General features: G+C 56.5%; 15 protein-coding genes. 5 read left to right on the top strand and 10 right to left on the bottom strand.

What is annotated here, in order from left to right:
• The first annotated feature begins 38 nt into the window (after positions 1–38).
• The 3 genes from ACR0A2_RS06590 to ACR0A2_RS06580 are packed head-to-tail and all read left to right on the top strand — an operon-like array spanning position 39 to position 2,359.
• The gene (locus ACR0A2_RS06590; protein ID WP_171634594.1) at positions 39–803 is read left to right on the top strand and encodes a transporter substrate-binding domain-containing protein; all 765 of its coding nucleotides are present in this window, start codon (positions 39–41) and stop codon (positions 801–803) included.
• A gap of 9 nt (positions 804–812) precedes the next feature.
• Positions 813–1,565: an ABC transporter permease gene (locus ACR0A2_RS06585; protein WP_152459071.1), complete on the top strand. Its 753-nt coding sequence runs from the start codon at positions 813–815 to the stop codon at positions 1,563–1,565.
• The gene (locus tag ACR0A2_RS06580; protein WP_480834528.1) at positions 1,562–2,359 is read left to right on the top strand and encodes an ABC transporter permease; all 798 of its coding nucleotides are present in this window, start codon (positions 1,562–1,564) and stop codon (positions 2,357–2,359) included. Before ACR0A2_RS06585 ends, ACR0A2_RS06580 begins: the two co-directional genes overlap by 4 nt.
• Before the next feature lie 492 nt (positions 2,360–2,851).
• Here ACR0A2_RS06580 and ACR0A2_RS06575 read toward each other — a convergent pair whose 3' ends face one another.
• The 9 genes from ACR0A2_RS06575 to ACR0A2_RS06535 all read right to left on the bottom strand — a co-directional run bounded on the left by ACR0A2_RS06575 (position 2,852) and on the right by ACR0A2_RS06535 (position 13,575).
• Positions 2,852–3,607 carry an ABC transporter ATP-binding protein gene (locus tag ACR0A2_RS06575; RefSeq protein WP_152459073.1) on the bottom strand — a complete coding sequence of 252 codons (756 nt, stop codon included), beginning with the start codon at positions 3,605–3,607 and terminating at the stop codon, positions 2,852–2,854.
• A gap of 9 nt (positions 3,608–3,616) precedes the next feature.
• The gene (locus ACR0A2_RS06570) at positions 3,617–4,372 is read right to left on the bottom strand and encodes an ABC transporter ATP-binding protein (RefSeq protein WP_152459074.1); all 756 of its coding nucleotides are present in this window, start codon (positions 4,370–4,372) and stop codon (positions 3,617–3,619) included.
• A gap of 10 nt (positions 4,373–4,382) precedes the next feature.
• Positions 4,383–5,588: a branched-chain amino acid ABC transporter permease gene (locus ACR0A2_RS06565; protein ID WP_171118889.1), complete on the bottom strand. Its 1,206-nt coding sequence runs from the start codon at positions 5,586–5,588 to the stop codon at positions 4,383–4,385.
• A gap of 3 nt (positions 5,589–5,591) precedes the next feature.
• The gene (locus ACR0A2_RS06560) at positions 5,592–6,623 is read right to left on the bottom strand and encodes a branched-chain amino acid ABC transporter permease (protein WP_171118891.1); all 1,032 of its coding nucleotides are present in this window, start codon (positions 6,621–6,623) and stop codon (positions 5,592–5,594) included.
• A 105-nt stretch (positions 6,624–6,728) separates the two neighbouring features.
• Positions 6,729–8,075: a substrate-binding protein gene (locus ACR0A2_RS06555; protein ID WP_152459077.1), complete on the bottom strand. Its 1,347-nt coding sequence runs from the start codon at positions 8,073–8,075 to the stop codon at positions 6,729–6,731.
• 570 nt (positions 8,076–8,645) lie between these two features.
• Positions 8,646–9,632 (bottom strand): zinc-dependent alcohol dehydrogenase family protein, encoded by a 987-nt coding sequence (locus ACR0A2_RS06550; protein ID WP_480834527.1) that lies wholly within the window; start codon positions 9,630–9,632, stop codon positions 8,646–8,648.
• 273 nt (positions 9,633–9,905) lie between these two features.
• Positions 9,906–11,699, bottom strand: a complete 1,794-nt coding sequence (locus tag ACR0A2_RS06545) for a PHA/PHB synthase family protein (protein WP_480834526.1) — start codon at positions 11,697–11,699, stop codon at positions 9,906–9,908.
• A 186-nt stretch (positions 11,700–11,885) separates the two neighbouring features.
• Complete coding sequence (locus ACR0A2_RS06540; RefSeq protein ID WP_480834525.1) at positions 11,886–12,263, bottom strand: SnoaL-like domain-containing protein; 378 nt, start codon at positions 12,261–12,263, stop codon at positions 11,886–11,888.
• Between the two features lie 142 nt (positions 12,264–12,405).
• Positions 12,406–13,575, bottom strand: coding sequence for a helix-turn-helix transcriptional regulator (locus ACR0A2_RS06535; RefSeq protein WP_480834524.1), 1,170 nt, complete (start codon positions 13,573–13,575; stop codon positions 12,406–12,408).
• A 78-nt stretch (positions 13,576–13,653) separates the two neighbouring features.
• On the opposite strand from ACR0A2_RS06535, the gene ACR0A2_RS06530 reads away from it, so the two are divergent.
• Together ACR0A2_RS06530 and ACR0A2_RS06525 are read left to right on the top strand one after the other, a co-directional pair.
• A complete protein-coding gene (locus ACR0A2_RS06530) occupies positions 13,654–15,312 on the top strand; it encodes a sulfatase-like hydrolase/transferase (protein WP_480834523.1) in 1,659 nt (552 codons plus the stop codon).
• Positions 15,313–15,422: 110 nt separating this feature from the next.
• Positions 15,423–15,761 (top strand): twin-arginine translocation signal domain-containing protein, encoded by a 339-nt coding sequence (locus tag ACR0A2_RS06525; protein ID WP_480834522.1) that lies wholly within the window; start codon positions 15,423–15,425, stop codon positions 15,759–15,761.
• Between the two features lie 18 nt (positions 15,762–15,779).
• Here ACR0A2_RS06525 and ACR0A2_RS06520 read toward each other — a convergent pair whose 3' ends face one another.
• Positions 15,780–16,046 (bottom strand): hypothetical protein, encoded by a 267-nt coding sequence (locus ACR0A2_RS06520; protein ID WP_480834521.1) that lies wholly within the window; start codon positions 16,044–16,046, stop codon positions 15,780–15,782.
• Positions 16,047–16,354: the final 308 nt, after the last annotated feature.

Genomic DNA, 16,354 nt, shown 5'->3' with positions numbered 1-16,354 from the left:
AAAAAACAAAACAAAATGAACCAAAAGGGAGTATCAAAATGAACGTCAAGAAACTGCTCGCGTCCGGCCTTGCCGCCGCTGTCCTTTCGGCTGGTATCGCCAGTGCAGAAGAGGTCAAGATCGGCATCGCGGCCGAACCTTACCCGCCATTCGCGTCGCTGGACAGTTCAGGCAATTGGGTCGGCTGGGAAATCGATGTCATCAATGCGGTCTGCGCCGCTGCGGAACTTGACTGTGTCATCACGCCGGTCGCCTGGGATGGTATCATCCCGTCGCTGACCGGACAGCAGATCGACGCCATCATGGCGTCTATGTCGATCACCGAAGAGCGGCTGAAAACCATTGATTTCAGCGATCCTTACTACAACACACCTGCCGTCATCGTCGCGGACAAATCGATGGATATCGAAGCGACCCCCGAGTCGCTGGCCGGTAAGGTTGTCGGCGTTCAGGCGTCGACCATCCACCAGGCTTATGCGCAGGAATATTTCAAGGATTCCGAACTGAAGGTTTATCAGACGCAGGATGAGGCCAACCAGGACTTGTTCGCAGGTCGTATTGACGCCACTCAGGCCGACAGTATCGCCATGGCGGACTTCGTGAACTCGGATGCCGGGGCATGCTGTGAAATCAAGGGCGCCGTCGCAGATGATCCGGCCATCCTGGGCCGGGGCGTTGGTGCCGGTGTTCGCAAGGGCGATGATGACCTGCTTGCGGCGCTGAACAAAGGCATCGCGGCAATTCTTGCCGATGGAACGCACGAGAAGATCACTTCGAACTATTTCTCGGCCAGCATCTACTAAGCGGCTGCCGTGACCGGACTGTTGGAATCGCTTGGATTGGCGCAGAGCGCAGAGCTTCTGTCGCTGTCGCCACCGGGTTGGGGGGGCAATCTGCTGCGCGGATTGTCCCACTCATTGCAGATCGCTTTTGGTGCATATGCGCTCGGCCTCGTGATCGGATTGTTCGGAGCCTATGGCAAGCTTTACGGCGGGAAGGTCACGCGCGATCTTCTTGCCATCTACACGACCGTGATCCGGGCCGTTCCGGAACTGGTCCTGATTCTGATCCTGTATTACGTGGGATCTGACATCATCAACAAAATCTCTGCTGCAATGGGCGGAGGACGGGTCGAGGTCAATGGCGTCGCTGCGGGCATCTGGGTTCTGGGCGTCGTTCAGGGCGCATATGCAACCGAGATCCTGCGCGGAGCCATTCAGGCGGTTCCACCCGGACAGATCGAGGCCGCCAAATCCTACGGGATGCCCGCCTTCATGACCATGCGCCGCGTGACGATCCCCGCCATGATGAGCTTTGCCGTACCCGGTCTGGCCAACTTGTGGCTGATCGCCACCAAGGACACCGCCCTGCTCGCGGTCGTGGGATTCAATGAACTGACACTGGAAACCCGGCAGGCCGCCAGCAGCACACGCGCCTATTTCACCTTCTTTCTGGCGGCGGGTTTTCTCTATCTCATGGTCACCCTGTTTTCGGGCGCCATCTTCGCGCGGATCGAAAAATGGGCGCGTCGCGGTCAACCTTCTCTGAAAGGAGGTGGCAGATGATCGATCTCAGGTCTTTGATGCAACCCCATCGTATCGTGATGATGCTGATCTTTGCCGGGATCGTGATCTGGTGTGCCATGTCTTTGCGATGGGACTGGTTGCCAAAATACGCACCGCTTACGTTGCACGGAATCTGGACCACGCTCTGGCTGCTTGTTGTCACCGTCGTTCTCGGGTTTCTGCTGGCCGTACCACTCGGGTTGGCCCAGGCCGTTGGGCCCTGGTATCTTGCGGCTCCCGCCAAGGCGTTTTGCACCATCATTCGGGGCACACCCCTGCTTTTGCAGCTTTGGTTGCTGTATTATGGCCTCGGCTCATTGTTCCCTCAATTCCCCTGGATACGATCATCCGAGCTTTGGCCGTATCTGCGTCAGGCCTGGCCTTATGCGGTGCTGGCACTAACGCTTTCCTATGCCGGCTATGAAGGTGAGGTAATGCGCGGAGCCTTCAAAGGCGTCGCCAAAGGTCAGCTGGAGGCGGCAAAGGCGTTTGGCATGCCCAGGCTGACGATGTTCCGCCGCATCTGGCTGCCGCAGGCAATCCGCAACGTTCTGCCCACCCTGGGCGGTGAAACCATCCTCCAGTTGAAGGCGACGCCCTTGGTCGCCACGATTACGGTGGTGGATATCTATGCCGTGTCATCGCGGGTGCGGTCCGACACGTTCATCATCTACGAGCCGCTCATCCTGCTGGCCGTATTCTACATTCTCGTTGCCGGTATTATTGCCATGATGTTCCACTGGCTGGAAATGAAGGTGCTGGGAACCGAAAGCCGAAATGGGCCAGCCGGATAGTACAAGCCGGAAGTAAAGCGAGATCCACGGCCCCACTCCGGGCACAGATTTCGTCGGCGCGTTTTCAGGCCGATTGAAACCATGGGCCCACGATCAAGACGGTTGCCCGAAATGATTTAGGGCAGGTTCGGCTTGCAGGCCCCTGCGGCGCGGCACTGGCAGCCCAGGGCCAGAGCCTGACTTTCTTATCCATTGCACAACGACCTGGAACACCGTGCCGCAATCGTCTGGTCGGCGCAGTGGCGGATGTGGCGAAGCATTGCAAACTTGCCCCCTCGTCCTTTGGGGCGCGTTCCACGAGGCGCGCATTCAGCGCAGGCCCGACAGAACCTGTTGCCGCAAACCCGCATTCGGGTTTGAGCCAACGACAATCATTTTTTGGGGTGAAACACCTTTGATCGCGCGAGTGGGCAGTATCTGCCCTGAACGCGGGTCATGGTGAGCCACGAACTGGTCATACCCATCGGGTCTGTTTGCCAATCAGAATAACGCTTAGATCGCCAGATACTCCTCACGAAGACCGGTGTCCTCAAGCACTTCTTTTGCCGTTCCGTCGAACACGATGGTACCGGTATCAAGAATGATCGCGCGATCCGCCAGTTCCAAAGCGCGCACAGCGTTCTGTTCAACGATTATCGTGGTCATACCCTGCTGCTTGACATGTATGAGGGTTTTTTCGATTTCGTCGACGATAACAGGCGCCAAACCTTCATACGGCTCATCCAAAAGCAGCACCTTGATGTCCCTGGCAAGCGCTCTGGCGATTGACAGCATCTGCTGTTCGCCACCCGACAGTGTAATCCCTTCCTGCTTCCTGCGCTCACCGAGACGCGGAAACAGCTCGTAAAGCCGTTCAAGGGACCATCCGATCGGAGGCGCAATCTGTGCAAGTTGCAGATTTTCTTCGACTGTCAGGCCGGGAATAATGCGTCTGTCTTCTGGTACAAGACCAAGGCCAGCCGCTGCTGCTTCATAGCTTGTCATGTTGTGCAGCGGTTTGTGGTCCAACCAGATTTCGCCATGTCTTACTTCGGGTTCTCCAACCCTTGCAATCGAGCGCAGTGTCGAGGTTTTGCCCGCACCGTTGCGCCCAAGAAGAGCAAGAATCTCGCCTTCATGCACATTGAAGCTGACACCCTGCACGATATAGCTTTCTCCATAATAGGAGTGCATATCCCAAACGGAAAGAAACGCAGGGGCGGTGCTGGCCATATTGGCGTTTTTCGAAAAGTCAGGTTTCTCGTTCATAGCTTTTCCTTACGCAGCCTCGCCCAGATAGGCTTCGCGAACCTTTGGGTTTCCGCGGATGTTTTCAGGAGTATCTTCAACCAGGGGTGTCCCCTGGGCCAGAACAGTGATGCGTTCGGCAAGGCTGAAGACAACATGCATGTCATGCTCGATGATCGCGATGGTGATATCACGTTCTTCCTTGATCTGTTTCAGCAGGTCGATCGTGTTGTTGGTATCCGCCCTCGCCATCCCCGCCGTCGGTTCGTCCAGCAGCAACAACCGCGGATTCTGGCTGAGGCACATGCCGATCTCGAGCCGGCGCTTGTCACCGCGCGACAGCGAAGCCGCGTGCATCTCACGCTTGTCGGCCATGTTCATCTCTTCCAGCATCGCTTCGGCCTGTTCAACAACAGCTTTTTCGTTGGCGATGGTCTCGTACGCATGCATTCGGAACGCCCCATCCCGCATGGCGAAGATCGGAATCAACATATTCTCCATCACCGTCAGTTCACCAAAAATCTCTGGTGTCTGAAACACGCGGCTTATGCCCATCTGGTTGATCTGGAAGGGTTCAAGCCCCAAGACCGATGCGTTGTCGAACAATACGGACCCGGTATCTGGCATGAGCTTGCCGACCAGACAATTCAGCAAGGTCGACTTGCCCGCACCATTAGGCCCGATGATTGCGTGAACCGAATTCTCCTCGACGCTGAGATTCACATCCGTGAGCGCCTTGAGGCCGCCGAAGCGCTTGCTGACGTCTTTGACTCTTAGAATTGCCATGGCTCGCCCCTTATTCCGCCGGTTCCGTTTTGCCCGACGTCGCGTCGTCGGATTTTGATTTCTTGCGCTTGAGCCGGTTCAGCAAACGCTGACCACCTTCGACAAGACCACCCGGCAAGTAGATAACGACAAGCATGAAAAGAATGCCCAGCGTCAGATGCCAGCCCTTGCCGATGAACGGATGAATCAAGAAAACCACCGCGTCCTCCAGCCCGTCAGGCAGGAATGCAAACCAGCTGTGCAACACGTTGTCGTTGATCTTCGAGAAGATATTTTCGAAGTACTTGATGAAGCCCGCACCCAGCACCGGCCCGATCAGTGTGCCGGTGCCGCCTAGGATCGTCATCAGAACGACCTCGCCCGATGCGGTCCACTGCATACGTTCGGCACCTGCCAGCGGGTCCATTGCGGCCATCAGCCCACCAGCCAGGCCGGCATACATGCCAGAGATGACAAAAGCTGCCAGCGTGTAGGGTTTCGAGTTCAGGCCGGTATAGTTCATCCGCTGCTGGTTTGATTTGACGGCCCGCAGCATCATCCCGAAAGGTGAACGGAAAATTCGGATGGACAGATAGAATACCACCATCATGATCACCGCACACAGATAGTATCCCGCGTTGAAATCAAAGCTCCATGCGCCCACGTCCAGCGTGTAGGTTGCGCGCATCGGCAACCCGAACAGATGCGGCAGGTCCGGCGAGTTCGCCCCTTGCAGAATCTGTGGATCATCCGCGTAAACCTGCAATCCCGTTTCCCCGTTCGTCAGGTTGAATTTGGGGTTGGACAACACCGAATAAGCCAACGCAAAGCTCATCTGGGCGAAGGCCAGCGTGAGGATCGAAAAATAGATGCCCGACCGGCGCAGGCTGACGAACCCGATCAGCAATGAGAATACCCCGGCGACCACAACGCTGAGTGCGATGGCCGGGATGATGTTGTAACTCAGCAGCTTGAACATCCATACGGCGGAATAGGATCCAACGCCCAGAAAGGCCGCGTGACCGAATGACAGGTATCCGGTAAGGCCGAACAGGATGTTGAAGCCGATGGCAAAGATGCCAAAAATGACAAAACGCTGCATCAGATCCGGATAGCCCGCGTTGAACTGCGCCATGGCGCTGCCTTCCGGGAACGGATTCAGGATGAAGGGTGCCAGCATCGTAAGGATGCCGACGATGATCAGCAGGCTGGTATCTTTTTTGTTCAGTCCCAACATCGATTATTCCTCCATCACGCCTTTGCGTCCCATCAAACCGCGCGGGCGTGTGAGCAGCACAATAATGGCAACAAGGTAGATGATGATTTGGTTGATGCCCGGGATCGTCGTTGTGGCCCAGGTCGTAGAGGCGAAGCTTTCAAGAATGCCCAGCAGAAAGCCAGCCAGCACCGCGCCGGGAAGAGACCCCATGCCACCAACAACAACCACAACGAAGCTGAGGACCAGAAAATCCATCCCCATGTGATAGTTTGGTGGGTTGAGCGGCCCGTACATGACGCCCGCCAAACCGGCCACCGCGGCAGCGATCCCGAACATGATCGTAAAGCGCCGGTCGATGTTGATCCCCAGCAAGCCCACAGTTTCGCGATCCGCCATGCCGGCGCGCACAACCATGCCGAAGGTGGTGAATTGCAGGAATGAGAAGACGGCACCGATAATGGCAACTGCAAAGCCAAAATAGACGAGGCGCCAGATCGGGTAGATGATCGCGTTGGGATCAAACCCGATCATGGTGCCAAGATCGATAGAGCCACTCAGCGCGTCGGGCGGCGGGGTCTGGATGGGGTTGGCACCAAAGAAATACTTTACGATTTCCTGCAACACGATCGCCAAGCCGAACGTGACAAGGATCTGGTCCGCGTGGGGGCGTTTGTAGAAATGCTTGATAAGCCCGCGTTCCATCACATAGCCAACCGCCAGCATGATCGGGATCGCAAACAGGATTGCCAATGGAACGGACCAGTCGATGATCGTCGCCCCGAACTCCGGGCCGAACCATGCCTCGACATAAGGTGTTTCCACCTTCAGCGGGTTGCCAAGAAAGTCGGTTTGGCTCTCGTCGATGGTTACAAAGCTCAGGTTCATGAGCTTTTGCAAAGTGACGGCACAGAACGCACCGATCATGAACAGGGCCCCATGGGCAAAGTTCACAACGCCGAGCGTCCCAAAAATAAGCGTCAGCCCCAGCGCAATCAGCGCATAAGCCGACCCTTTGTCCAGACCGTTCAGAATTTGCAATAGGATGGCGTCCATTGGCCCACCTCAGGGTTGGTCAGTGTGAATTGAGTGGCACAACAGGATCAACCCTGCTGTAGATGTCTGGCCACCATTTTGGCGGCCAGACTTTGATACGCGGTCTTATGCGCCCGGGTTACACTCACCCAGTGCGCCACCGGCAAACATCGGATGCTCCGGATCGTATTCGACCTGCGCGCGTGGGGTGATCTCGACGATCTCCAGCGTGTCATAGGCGTTGGTCGGGTTCATGTTGCCACGCACGACCAGTACGTCCTTGAAGCACTGGTGATCCGCGCCGCGATACCAGGTCGGGCCGTTGCCCAGGCCGTCGAACTCGAAGTCTTCCAGCGCTTCAACGACACCGCATGGGTTGAACGTACCGGCACGCTCGCAAGCATCAGCATACAGCAGAACCTGTGCATAGCAGGTTTGCGCCGAATTGGACGGCGGCTTGCCGTATTTTTCGCCGAAGGATTTCACGAAGGCTTTGGTGCCTTCATCCTGCAACTGCCAGTTCCAGTTCATCGAACCCAGCACGCCTTTGATGTTCTCGCCAGCACCGGCGGCCATCAGTTCCGAATACAGCGGCACGACGATCTTGAAGTCCTTGCCGTTTGCGACTTTGTCGAGCAGGCCGAACTGAATCGCGTTGGTCAGCGAGTTCACCATGTTGCCGCCATAGTGGTTCAGAACCAGAACGTCCGCGCCCGAGTTCAAAACCGGAGTGATGTAGGACGAGAAGTCTGTTGACGCGAGTGGCGTTTTGACGGTGTTGACCGTTTCCCATCCCAGGGCTTCGGTCGAGGCGACGATCGACTCTTCCTGGGTCCAGCCCCAGTTGTAGTCCGCCGTCAGGTGATAGGCGCGGCGGTCATTGCCCATCTCGGCAGCCAGCACCGGCGCAAGCGCAGCGCCCGACATGTAGGCGTTGAAGAAATGGCGGAAACCATTGGCCTTCTTGTCCTTGCCGGTGGTGTCGTTGGCATGGGTCAGGCCCGCCATAAAGATCACACCCGCTTCCTGACACAGGCCCTGAACCGCAACGGCCACGCCCGAGGACGACCCGCCGTTGATCATGATCGCACCGTCTTTTTCGATCATCGACTTTGCGGACGCACGTGCGGCGTCTGACTTGGTCTGGGTGTCACCTGTGACGAACTCGACCTTCTTGCCGAGGATGCCATTGCCCTTCAGCGCCTTGGACGTGAAGGTGTTCAGGCAACCGCCGTCACCCTCTCCGTTCAGATGTTCCACCGCCAGCTGTTGCGCCAGCAGCTCGTCATTGCCCTCTTCCGCATACGGCCCGGTCTGGGGAACATTGAAGCCCAGGGTCACGGACCCTCCGGTTGGTTCGTTGGTGTAAGCGGCCGCCGACGAAGCCGTGAAGATCGTAGGCAGGGCCAGACCGGTACCTGCAACGGCACCAGACTTCAACACGCCGCGGCGTGTGACAGATTTGTTGGTCATTAATTCCTCCCATTTCCCTTTCTCTCGTCGTCTGGCTCCTCTTCCAGCAGACGAAAGCGCACTTATGTGCATTTCAATAATGGAAAGGCGGTGGAAAATTTCACAACAAATTACTGGATTTGAAACAAAATTTTGTAAACGTCTTGACGAAAATCAAGATCGTTTGAAAAGCTTTTTCGCTTGCTCACATTTAAACATATATTTTTCATATATTTAAATGTAAATATCGGGGACATATTTGTCAGGCATGACACCAATATTCGTTCTCTGCGGCACCAAAAGCCGATTTGCAATACAAAGCCAGCATTTTCAGCACGCTAAATGGAAACAAGCTCGTCGCTCATCTGACGGGTCCAGTTTGTTTGTTGGCGCATGATCGTCCATGAGTCCGCCGGTATGATCGTGTCCTGCACGCGTGGGCGACATCCCAGTGCGCCGAGCGGTCTTTCGTGTTCCGGTGTTCCGTCCATTCCACGATCAGGATCCGTTTGCCTAAGCCACCACCCTAATTTCGGATGCTGACGTCCGCTGTGACTTGTCAAGCCGGTGCGGAGCGCGACAGACCATTGGTCAGGGAACCAAAACCGCTGCCCCTTGCAATCGTCCGGCGCTCAGATCCGCGAGGGCTGTGTTGGCGTCCTTCAGTGAATATCCTTGGGTTCGTGTCTGGATGCCTGCGGCTTGGGCCATTGCAAAAAACTCCTCACCATCCTGACGCGTCAGGTTTGCGACGGACAGGATTTGGCGTTCCCCCCAAAGATCGCTGTAGGGAAAGGACGGAATGTCGCTCATGTGAATTCCGCCGCAAACCACGCGGCCGCCCTTGCGGACAGCTTGCAGCGCTTTGGGCACAAGGGCTCCGACGGGGGCGAATATGATTGCAGCATCCAGTTCCGCCGGTGGTCGTTCGTCGGACCCACCAGACCAAACCGCGCCAAGGTCACGCGCAAACTCCTGCGCCTCGATATCGCCGGGCCGGGTCAGCGCATATACATTCCGGCCCTGCCAGACGGCCAGTTGTGCAAGGATATGCGCGGCAGCTCCGAAGCCATAAAAGCCGATATTCTTGGCATCCTGGGCCATTCGCAGACAGCGAAACCCGATAAGCCCGGCACATAACAACGGCGCCAGTGCAACCGGATCGGCAATCTCTGGCAGGGCAAAGACATACCGTGCATCCGCAAGGCAAGCTTCGGCAAATCCTCCGTTTCGCGTGTATCCCGTGAACACCGGCGCGTCACACAGGTTTTCCTGTGCTCGATGGCAATACGGACATTTACCACAAGTGGACCCAAGCCAAGGCACGCCCACGCGCTGACCGGTTTCCAGCCCTGTTACGGCATCCCCCTTTCGAACGATCCGCCCAACGATTTCGTGGCCCGGAACCAGTGGAAGTTCAGGATGTTCGAGGTCACCATCGACGATGTGAAGATCCGTGCGGCAGACACCACAAGCCTCGATCTGGATCTCGATATCATGAGCGCCCGGCGCCGGAAGTTCGATGTCTTCCAGTTTCAGCGCGCGGCCGGCCTCGTTCAAAACCATTGCGCGGGTCATGGTCCAACTCTCCAGATACATCCGCCCGAAATCATCTGTTTATTGCCTCTTGTCGTTGCAAATTTCGGGCTCGGCCTTCGACAAAACCGTAAGTGTGGCACTAGGTTCCGACGACCTGAACGATAGCACACCTGCGCCGCAGCAAGGCTTGATCCATCGCAAAGTCTCAGATCCAACTCAGCGACCAAAATATCAACTGCACCTGAAGGGCTTGCGCAGGATGTCCAAAGGAGATCGACCGGGCACTGACGGGTCTGACCCTCGCCACCGGTTTCAGGTCAGATGAATGTAGCTGCCCGGCGCTTTGAGCAGGTTTTCAGCCCCCCTTCGTTTTCCGCCCATCGGCGGCGGCGCAGTTTCGCCCGATGAACGGTCTTTGATCCAATCCACCATCGCAGGCCACCAGGAACCTTGCTTTTCTTCGGCCGACTCAAACCACTCATCCGGCGAGGTATACAGCGCGTCGGCCGGCCTGTGGCCCAACCGATAGTGGCGGTGCTTGTGCCCCGGCTCGCTCAGGATGCCGCCATTGTGACCACCGTTGGTCAGCACGAAGGTGAGGTCTCCGTCGGTAAACAGCCGAATTTTGTACACTGATCGCCACGGAGCAATGTGGTCGGATTCCGTTCCGACCACAATCATGGGTACGCGTATGTCCTTGAGCGCAACGATCCGACCTTCGACAGAAAAGCGCCCAGCGCTCAGCCGGTTTTCCAGGAACAAACCGCGCAAATACTCGGAATGCATTCGCGCCGGCATCCGGGTCGTGTCATTGTTCCAGACCGTCAGATCCGTAGGCAGGTCGTCTTCACCCAGAAAATAGCGACGGACAGCCCGGGCATAGATCAGATCCTCGGCGCGGATTGTCGTGAAAGTTCGCGTCATCTGAGGGCGATCAAGATAGCCCTGCAACCACATCAGGTCTTCGACAAAAGCGACCTGGCTGTCATCGATAAACAGCAAAAGCTCACCGGCTTCGGCGAAATCAACCTGCGCCGCCATCAGCGTAACGCTTGCAAGCCGGTCATCGCCATCGCGTTGCATCACCGCAGCTGCAATCGCCAAAAGCGTGCCGCCAAGGCAATACCCATTGGCGTGGATCTTTTGACCCGGAACGATTTTTTCGATGGCCTCGATCGCGGCCATGACACCGTTCAGACGATAATCCTCGAGGCTGAGATCCGACTGATCAGCGGTGGGATTGACCCAAGAGATCATGAAAACGGTAAAGCCCTGCTCGACCAGATAACGCACCATGGAGTTTTCCGGCGAAAGGTCGAGCACATAGTATTTCATGATCCATGCAGGCACGAAAAGGATCGGTTCGGCCTGTACGCGCTTGGTGCGTGGAGTGTATTGAATCAGCTCGAACAGCGCGTTGCGATAAACGACCCTGCCGGGGGTCGCGGCAATGTCTTTACCGATTTCATAACCCTGAGGGGCAGGTTCGTGCTGTTGCGTTATGGTATGGGCAACATCCTCAAGAAAGTGGGCGGCGCCCTCTATCAAATTGCGACCGCCGGTCTGGAACGTGCGATTGATGATTTCCGGGTTTGACCACGGAAAGTTCGAAGGAGAGACAAGATCAAGTGCTTGGCGAATCTGAAATTGCGCGCGTTCGGCGTCACGGGGGGCGATGCCCGGCATTTCGTCCGTTGCGGCCTGCCACCAATCCTGTGCGCTCAGAAAAGTCTGCTGCCAAAGGGAAAATGGCGCCTTTTGCCAGCCGGGCGCATTGAAACGGTGATCCTGCTTACGTGGCTGAAAAGGCGGAGTGGCCTTCGCGCCGGTCGCCATCTCGCTGGCATAGACCCAGAGCTTGGCCGCATCGCGTGCCGCGCGTTCTGTCAGTTCAAGCTGGCGTCCGGGTGAACGACCCAGGTGCAGGGCCCAATCCATCCAGGTGGCCATTATCGAATGCGGGGAAACACCGGCGGTGGCACGGGCGAGGGCCGCGCGCGTTGCGCGGTCAAGTTTCTCATAGGGGTGTGGCGGGGCATTCTCGTCGGTATCTGCCGCACAAACCCCGGCCTCGGCAGACAGCTTGTCAGGTGAGAGTTCGGTCATCTAGGTTCTCCGATCCGGGCAGAGTGCTAAAATGCTGCAAGCCTTAATCCATCTGTCCATCAAGCCCCGGACCGACCAGTCAACCGCCCATTTTGATTGGACGTACTTGATTGCAGCGCCGGACCTGGCGAGGCTTCCTGAAATGGCCGCAAGCGCTTGGGAACCCGTGTTGCCAGGCACCGTTCGCTATTTTGGCAACATAAAGAACTCTTCCAGTACAATCTTGCCATCTTCAACGGAATAAATGGCAATCTCGCTAAGGTTCATTCGTTGTCCGGTGTCTTTCTGCACGACCTCGGCATTGAAACGCACGCCAAAGCGATTGGGCGGATGAACAAAAGGACCATCTGCCGTAAGCGTTTGGATTTCATGCGTTTTCAGCCAGTCTTCCCGCTTTGCCTTGATCGCGTCGCGACCCTTTGTAATCCGAAATTGCCTTACCGGAGGCACAACCGCCTCTATGGATTGAGCGTTTTCCGCATACATCTCGTCAACACTTACCAAGCCATTGCGATCACGCATCGCCTGAACAAATGTCCGCCCAATTTCGACCAGTCTTTCCATGCAAGACCTCCTGATACATTGGTGACTGTATCTCGTCGGGCCGCATCCAACCTTGACAAAGATCAAAATGAGACGGTCCTGCAAAGATTGGCCCCTGCGCTGATACTTCCGGGTGCTGAAGAGCGGAATTGGTATGGGAAACCTATTTCTGCACGCCCCTTGTTTCAGACGGCAGCTCTCGGAAAAACAGCCTGTAGTCGCGCGCGAACTGGCCCATATGCCAAAATCCGAGCCGGTTTGCAGCATCGGTTATTCTTCCGCTGAAAGACCCTGAAAGAAGGTCCTCGCGAACACGGTTCAACCTGAGACGCATATAATACGACTTGGGGCTTTGTCCGAACTGTTCCTTGAACGCGCGATCCAGAGTTCGCCAAGACGCCCCGCTTTCTTTACAAATCTCTTCAATTGAAATCGGGTCTTCCAGATTGGCAACCATAAGATCGGTTGCGCGATCCAGGGCACGCCGCCTGGTGCCCGCCTGACTTCTGTCAAAATGCGCTTCGTCGTCGGTCAGGATAACCAGGGCTTCAAGCATCAGGGCTTGCTCAGCCGCCTCAGACCACTGCGCATCAACACTGTTAAGATGCCCGGCTACGCGACCCTCCAGATTCGCCATGCTGGCCAAACCTGCTTTGGACCTCAGTCTGTGGGCATCCGGGTTGTCGCGCGCCAGGTGAAATCCGCAGGACTCTGCAAAATTCTCCAATCTTTGGGTTTGGAAGGAAATGACATTTCCCGTGAAACCGGCCGTCGAAATACCGTCAAACCCATCACTGTCCCCGAAGGACAGGAATGCGTTATCGGTTACGTCCTTTGCCTGCCATTTGTCGACCGCACCATTTGACGGAATCCCGAACGTCATCCAGCCCTTGGGCGAAACACCACGTTGATGAACGCGTTGGTTCATCGCGATGCTGAGAGCGGAGACCGATCGCCCTGAGCGCACCCTTATGGACGTCGACAATCGACCGGGATCGAGCTGTCGGAAGTCTATCTCCCACGGCGTGATTTCCCCGATTTTGTTGGGATGTTCGAAATTCAGCACGGCTGTGGGCGTAACCCCGTCTGATACGGAAGGGACACCCTTTTGCGAATTTGGCGAATTCTTGATGTGGTCCATTCCCAGAGCCTGACACTTTACCGGTAATGTAGCGAATTCGAACCGCGGGGAGTCAAGTGTCGGCAAAAACTCCAAACCTCGCCACCATGGGCCGACCACGGCTTCCTGAGGCCGACGCCCGATCAGAGCGCGTGGTGACGTTTCTAACGCCACCAGAACACCAGCGGTTATCTGAGCTGGCGCATCAGTCAAACCAATCTCTTTCAGCAAAATGTCGCGACCTGATTGTTCAGGCGATGAACTTTAGGAGCACCAAAGGGGGAACGAAGAATGACTAATGTTGTCCAAAGGACTGGCATCGCAGCCTGTTTGCTAGCAGCGTTGAGCACCACACAATCGGCCGCACAACAAGACGCGATTGTGCATGACGGTGAATTTGCGTTCCTGCGCGCCCAATTTGGCGAGCAATGGGATGCGCAGGACGTCGAGATTGATGCGAGGCTGGCTGAACTTCGGGAAGCCAACGGCGGCAAACCCCCGAATTTCCTGTACATCCTCATCGATGACATCAGCTTTGGCCAGATGGGCGAACGCAAACTCAACTATGTGATGGGCATTGAAACCCCGAATATCAATGACTTTGCCAGCGAAGGCATGTCGTTGATGCGGATGTACACCGAGCCCTCATGTACACCCACTCGTACGGCTATGCTGACCGGGCGCCACCCGATCCGGGCCGGCGTGGAAGAGGTGAAAGTGGCTTTGGTAGGGGAAGGGCTTCCTGCCAGCGAAGTGACGCTGCCGGAAATCCTGAAACAGGCGGGCTACAACACCTCGCATGTCGGCAAATGGCATCAGGGCGATATCGAAGAGGCCTACCCACACAATCAGGGATTTGACTGGGCGGCCTTCCCGCTGCATCAGCAGGTTCAGCTGAGCCTGATGACCCGCGAGGCGATGCGGGCCAACAACATGTTGGGGTACCACGCGTCGGGACAGAACAATGCCCTTCTGCTGGATGAGCGTTTCAAGCCCTATGGTTTGGTGACAGGTGTCGAAGCCGAGGCAGGAGGGCAAGCCCGCGAAGTCGACATGGCCGCAGGTGAAGAATGGACCCAAGCCAAATACGAAGAGATGAACGAGCGCTACCAGACGCAGGCAATTGAACAGCTCGAGCGTGTCGCAGCCTTGGATGAGCCGTTTTTCCTGCAATACTGGCCGCTTTATCCGCTGAACTTTGTCTATCCCGATCAGGCGCTGTCACGTAACGGAGGCTTCCACGCGGACAAGTTGCAGCTTCTGGACGGTTGGATCGGCGAAGTTCTCGACGCGCTGGAGAAGACCGGCGAGGCGGACAACACCATCGTCATGATCATGGCCGACAACGGGTTGATGTACCATTACGAAGGAACATCCGGGCTGAACCAACTGATCTATCGCGGCGGCAAGACTCAACATCTCGAAGGGGGTGTGCGCACTGATGCATTCATTCGCTGGCCCGGTGTGATCGAGGCTGACAGCGCCGCCGGTGACATTTTTCATGTCTCGGATATCTACACGACGATGGCGCGTATCGCTGGCGCCACCGACTATATCCCGCGTGATCGGGTGATCGATGGGATCGATCAGACGGCCCTGCTGCTGGAAGGCGAAGGCAATGGGCGACGCGACTACGTTTATGTGTACGAGGGCCCGGTTCTTCGCTCGGTCGTGAAACAGGAGTTCAAGATGCACCTGCCTGCTCCGGGCGCACCCGGCGCAGCCGCGCCAACGTACAACATCTATCGCGACCCGCGCGAACTGCATCCGCTGGTCGGGTACTCCCTCTGGGCCGGCGCATCGTTCCAGGACATGATCAAGCGACATCAGAAGATGATCGCCAAGTATCCGAACTCGGAAATCGGTAAAGACGTCCCCTATGGCGGCATCGAGAACCTACGCCCCGAAAGCGAAAAGGCGCGGCAAGTTTTCATGGGCTGGCAAGAGTGAAGCCTTGATGGCGCGCGGAACCTGCCCGCGCGCCAACGACAACCTATGCAGTCAAGACAACACTGAGCCACTCCCCAATGCTTGGACAAGCTTCCGCGTGGCCCAAGCCAATGAAATCCGAGGAAGGTAATGTTCTAAGGCAATCTTTGAACGCATCGGCGCCAGTGTTTGCCCTGATATTGTTCAATCTGGTAGCAACTGGCTTTTTAGGCTTTTACCGGATGTGGTTTTTTGCGGATCGTTTGACCGATGTGCCAACCGCATTCCAACCCAGCTGGACAAATCACCGTGCCCAAAAAACCTCTGCTTTGATTACTGACTACCTTAGCCGCCGCAGCTTTTTGAAAGCCTCCATGAGCGTGGCCGCATCGCCTGCGATGCTGGTCGCTGCCTGGAACAGCGTCACAACCAAGGTTGAGGCCCGACAGTCCGAACAGGGGCTTGAATGACCTTTGATCGGGTACTCCTCACGGTTCTGCTGCCGTCGAGGAGACGGGATCGAAATCAAGGTCAGCGCTTTCAACAAAGATATTGATCCGAACGCGGCCCGTATCACATCGCCCAGCATAGGCGCCACGGTGGCCGAGCAATACATCGTATCGCGCTAGGACACGGTTTCGCAAACCGGTTGGGCGCAGCTGATCGAAGGCCAGGGCGAGGTCTTCTGCGCGGGCACCATCTATTGGTTCCTGGGTCTCAAGTGGAAGGACCGCACCACTCAGCAAATCCCGCATAACGTTCTCAGCCGTTTTACAGCCTGAGCCTAAGCAATTGCAGATGGGCTGGCTTGGCTGATCCTTCCCAGCCGGAAAGATCCCGCCGACGCCGTCTTGGCAAAGCTACAGCCTGTACGACATTCCATTCAACACTCTGACCTGCGCAGAGACACTGCCATTGTTTCGAAACCTGCTTTTCCCGCGTTGCAGGCCTCTGACACTTTCGCCGCAGAGCCATCGTACCGAATATCTGCCACGAAGGACTGCCCTGCCGCATGCCAGAGGGTAGCTCAACGGCGGTCACGATACGACCAACACCTGATTGC

The organism is Ruegeria sp. H8, assembly GCF_056532905.1.
Note: the sequence above shows the minus strand (reverse complement) of the source record. Positions and strands in the feature narration are given on the sequence as shown.

What these genes read in the sequence shown, in the direction of transcription:
- ACR0A2_RS06580 (WP_480834528.1), top strand. Translation starts at nt 1,562, where the DNA reads ATGATCGATCTCAGGTCTTTGATGCAACCCCATCGTATCGTGATGATG.
- ACR0A2_RS06565 (WP_171118889.1), bottom strand. Translation starts at nt 5,588, where the DNA reads ATGTTGGGACTGAACAAAAAAGATACCAGCCTGCTGATCATCGTCGGC.
- ACR0A2_RS06590 (WP_171634594.1), top strand. Translation starts at nt 39, where the DNA reads ATGAACGTCAAGAAACTGCTCGCGTCCGGCCTTGCCGCCGCTGTCCTT.
- ACR0A2_RS06530 (WP_480834523.1), top strand. Translation starts at nt 13,654, where the DNA reads ATGACTAATGTTGTCCAAAGGACTGGCATCGCAGCCTGTTTGCTAGCA.
- ACR0A2_RS06560 (WP_171118891.1), bottom strand. Translation starts at nt 6,623, where the DNA reads ATGGACGCCATCCTATTGCAAATTCTGAACGGTCTGGACAAAGGGTCG.
- ACR0A2_RS06550 (WP_480834527.1), bottom strand. Translation starts at nt 9,632, where the DNA reads ATGACCCGCGCAATGGTTTTGAACGAGGCCGGCCGCGCGCTGAAACTG.
- ACR0A2_RS06545 (WP_480834526.1), bottom strand. Translation starts at nt 11,699, where the DNA reads ATGACCGAACTCTCACCTGACAAGCTGTCTGCCGAGGCCGGGGTTTGT.
- ACR0A2_RS06570 (WP_152459074.1), bottom strand. Translation starts at nt 4,372, where the DNA reads ATGGCAATTCTAAGAGTCAAAGACGTCAGCAAGCGCTTCGGCGGCCTC.
- ACR0A2_RS06555 (WP_152459077.1), bottom strand. Translation starts at nt 8,075, where the DNA reads ATGACCAACAAATCTGTCACACGCCGCGGCGTGTTGAAGTCTGGTGCC.
- ACR0A2_RS06525 (WP_480834522.1), top strand. Translation starts at nt 15,423, where the DNA reads ATGAAATCCGAGGAAGGTAATGTTCTAAGGCAATCTTTGAACGCATCG.
- ACR0A2_RS06575 (WP_152459073.1), bottom strand. Translation starts at nt 3,607, where the DNA reads ATGAACGAGAAACCTGACTTTTCGAAAAACGCCAATATGGCCAGCACC.
- ACR0A2_RS06520 (WP_480834521.1), bottom strand. Translation starts at nt 16,046, where the DNA reads ATGCGGGATTTGCTGAGTGGTGCGGTCCTTCCACTTGAGACCCAGGAA.
- ACR0A2_RS06540 (WP_480834525.1), bottom strand. Translation starts at nt 12,263, where the DNA reads ATGGAAAGACTGGTCGAAATTGGGCGGACATTTGTTCAGGCGATGCGT.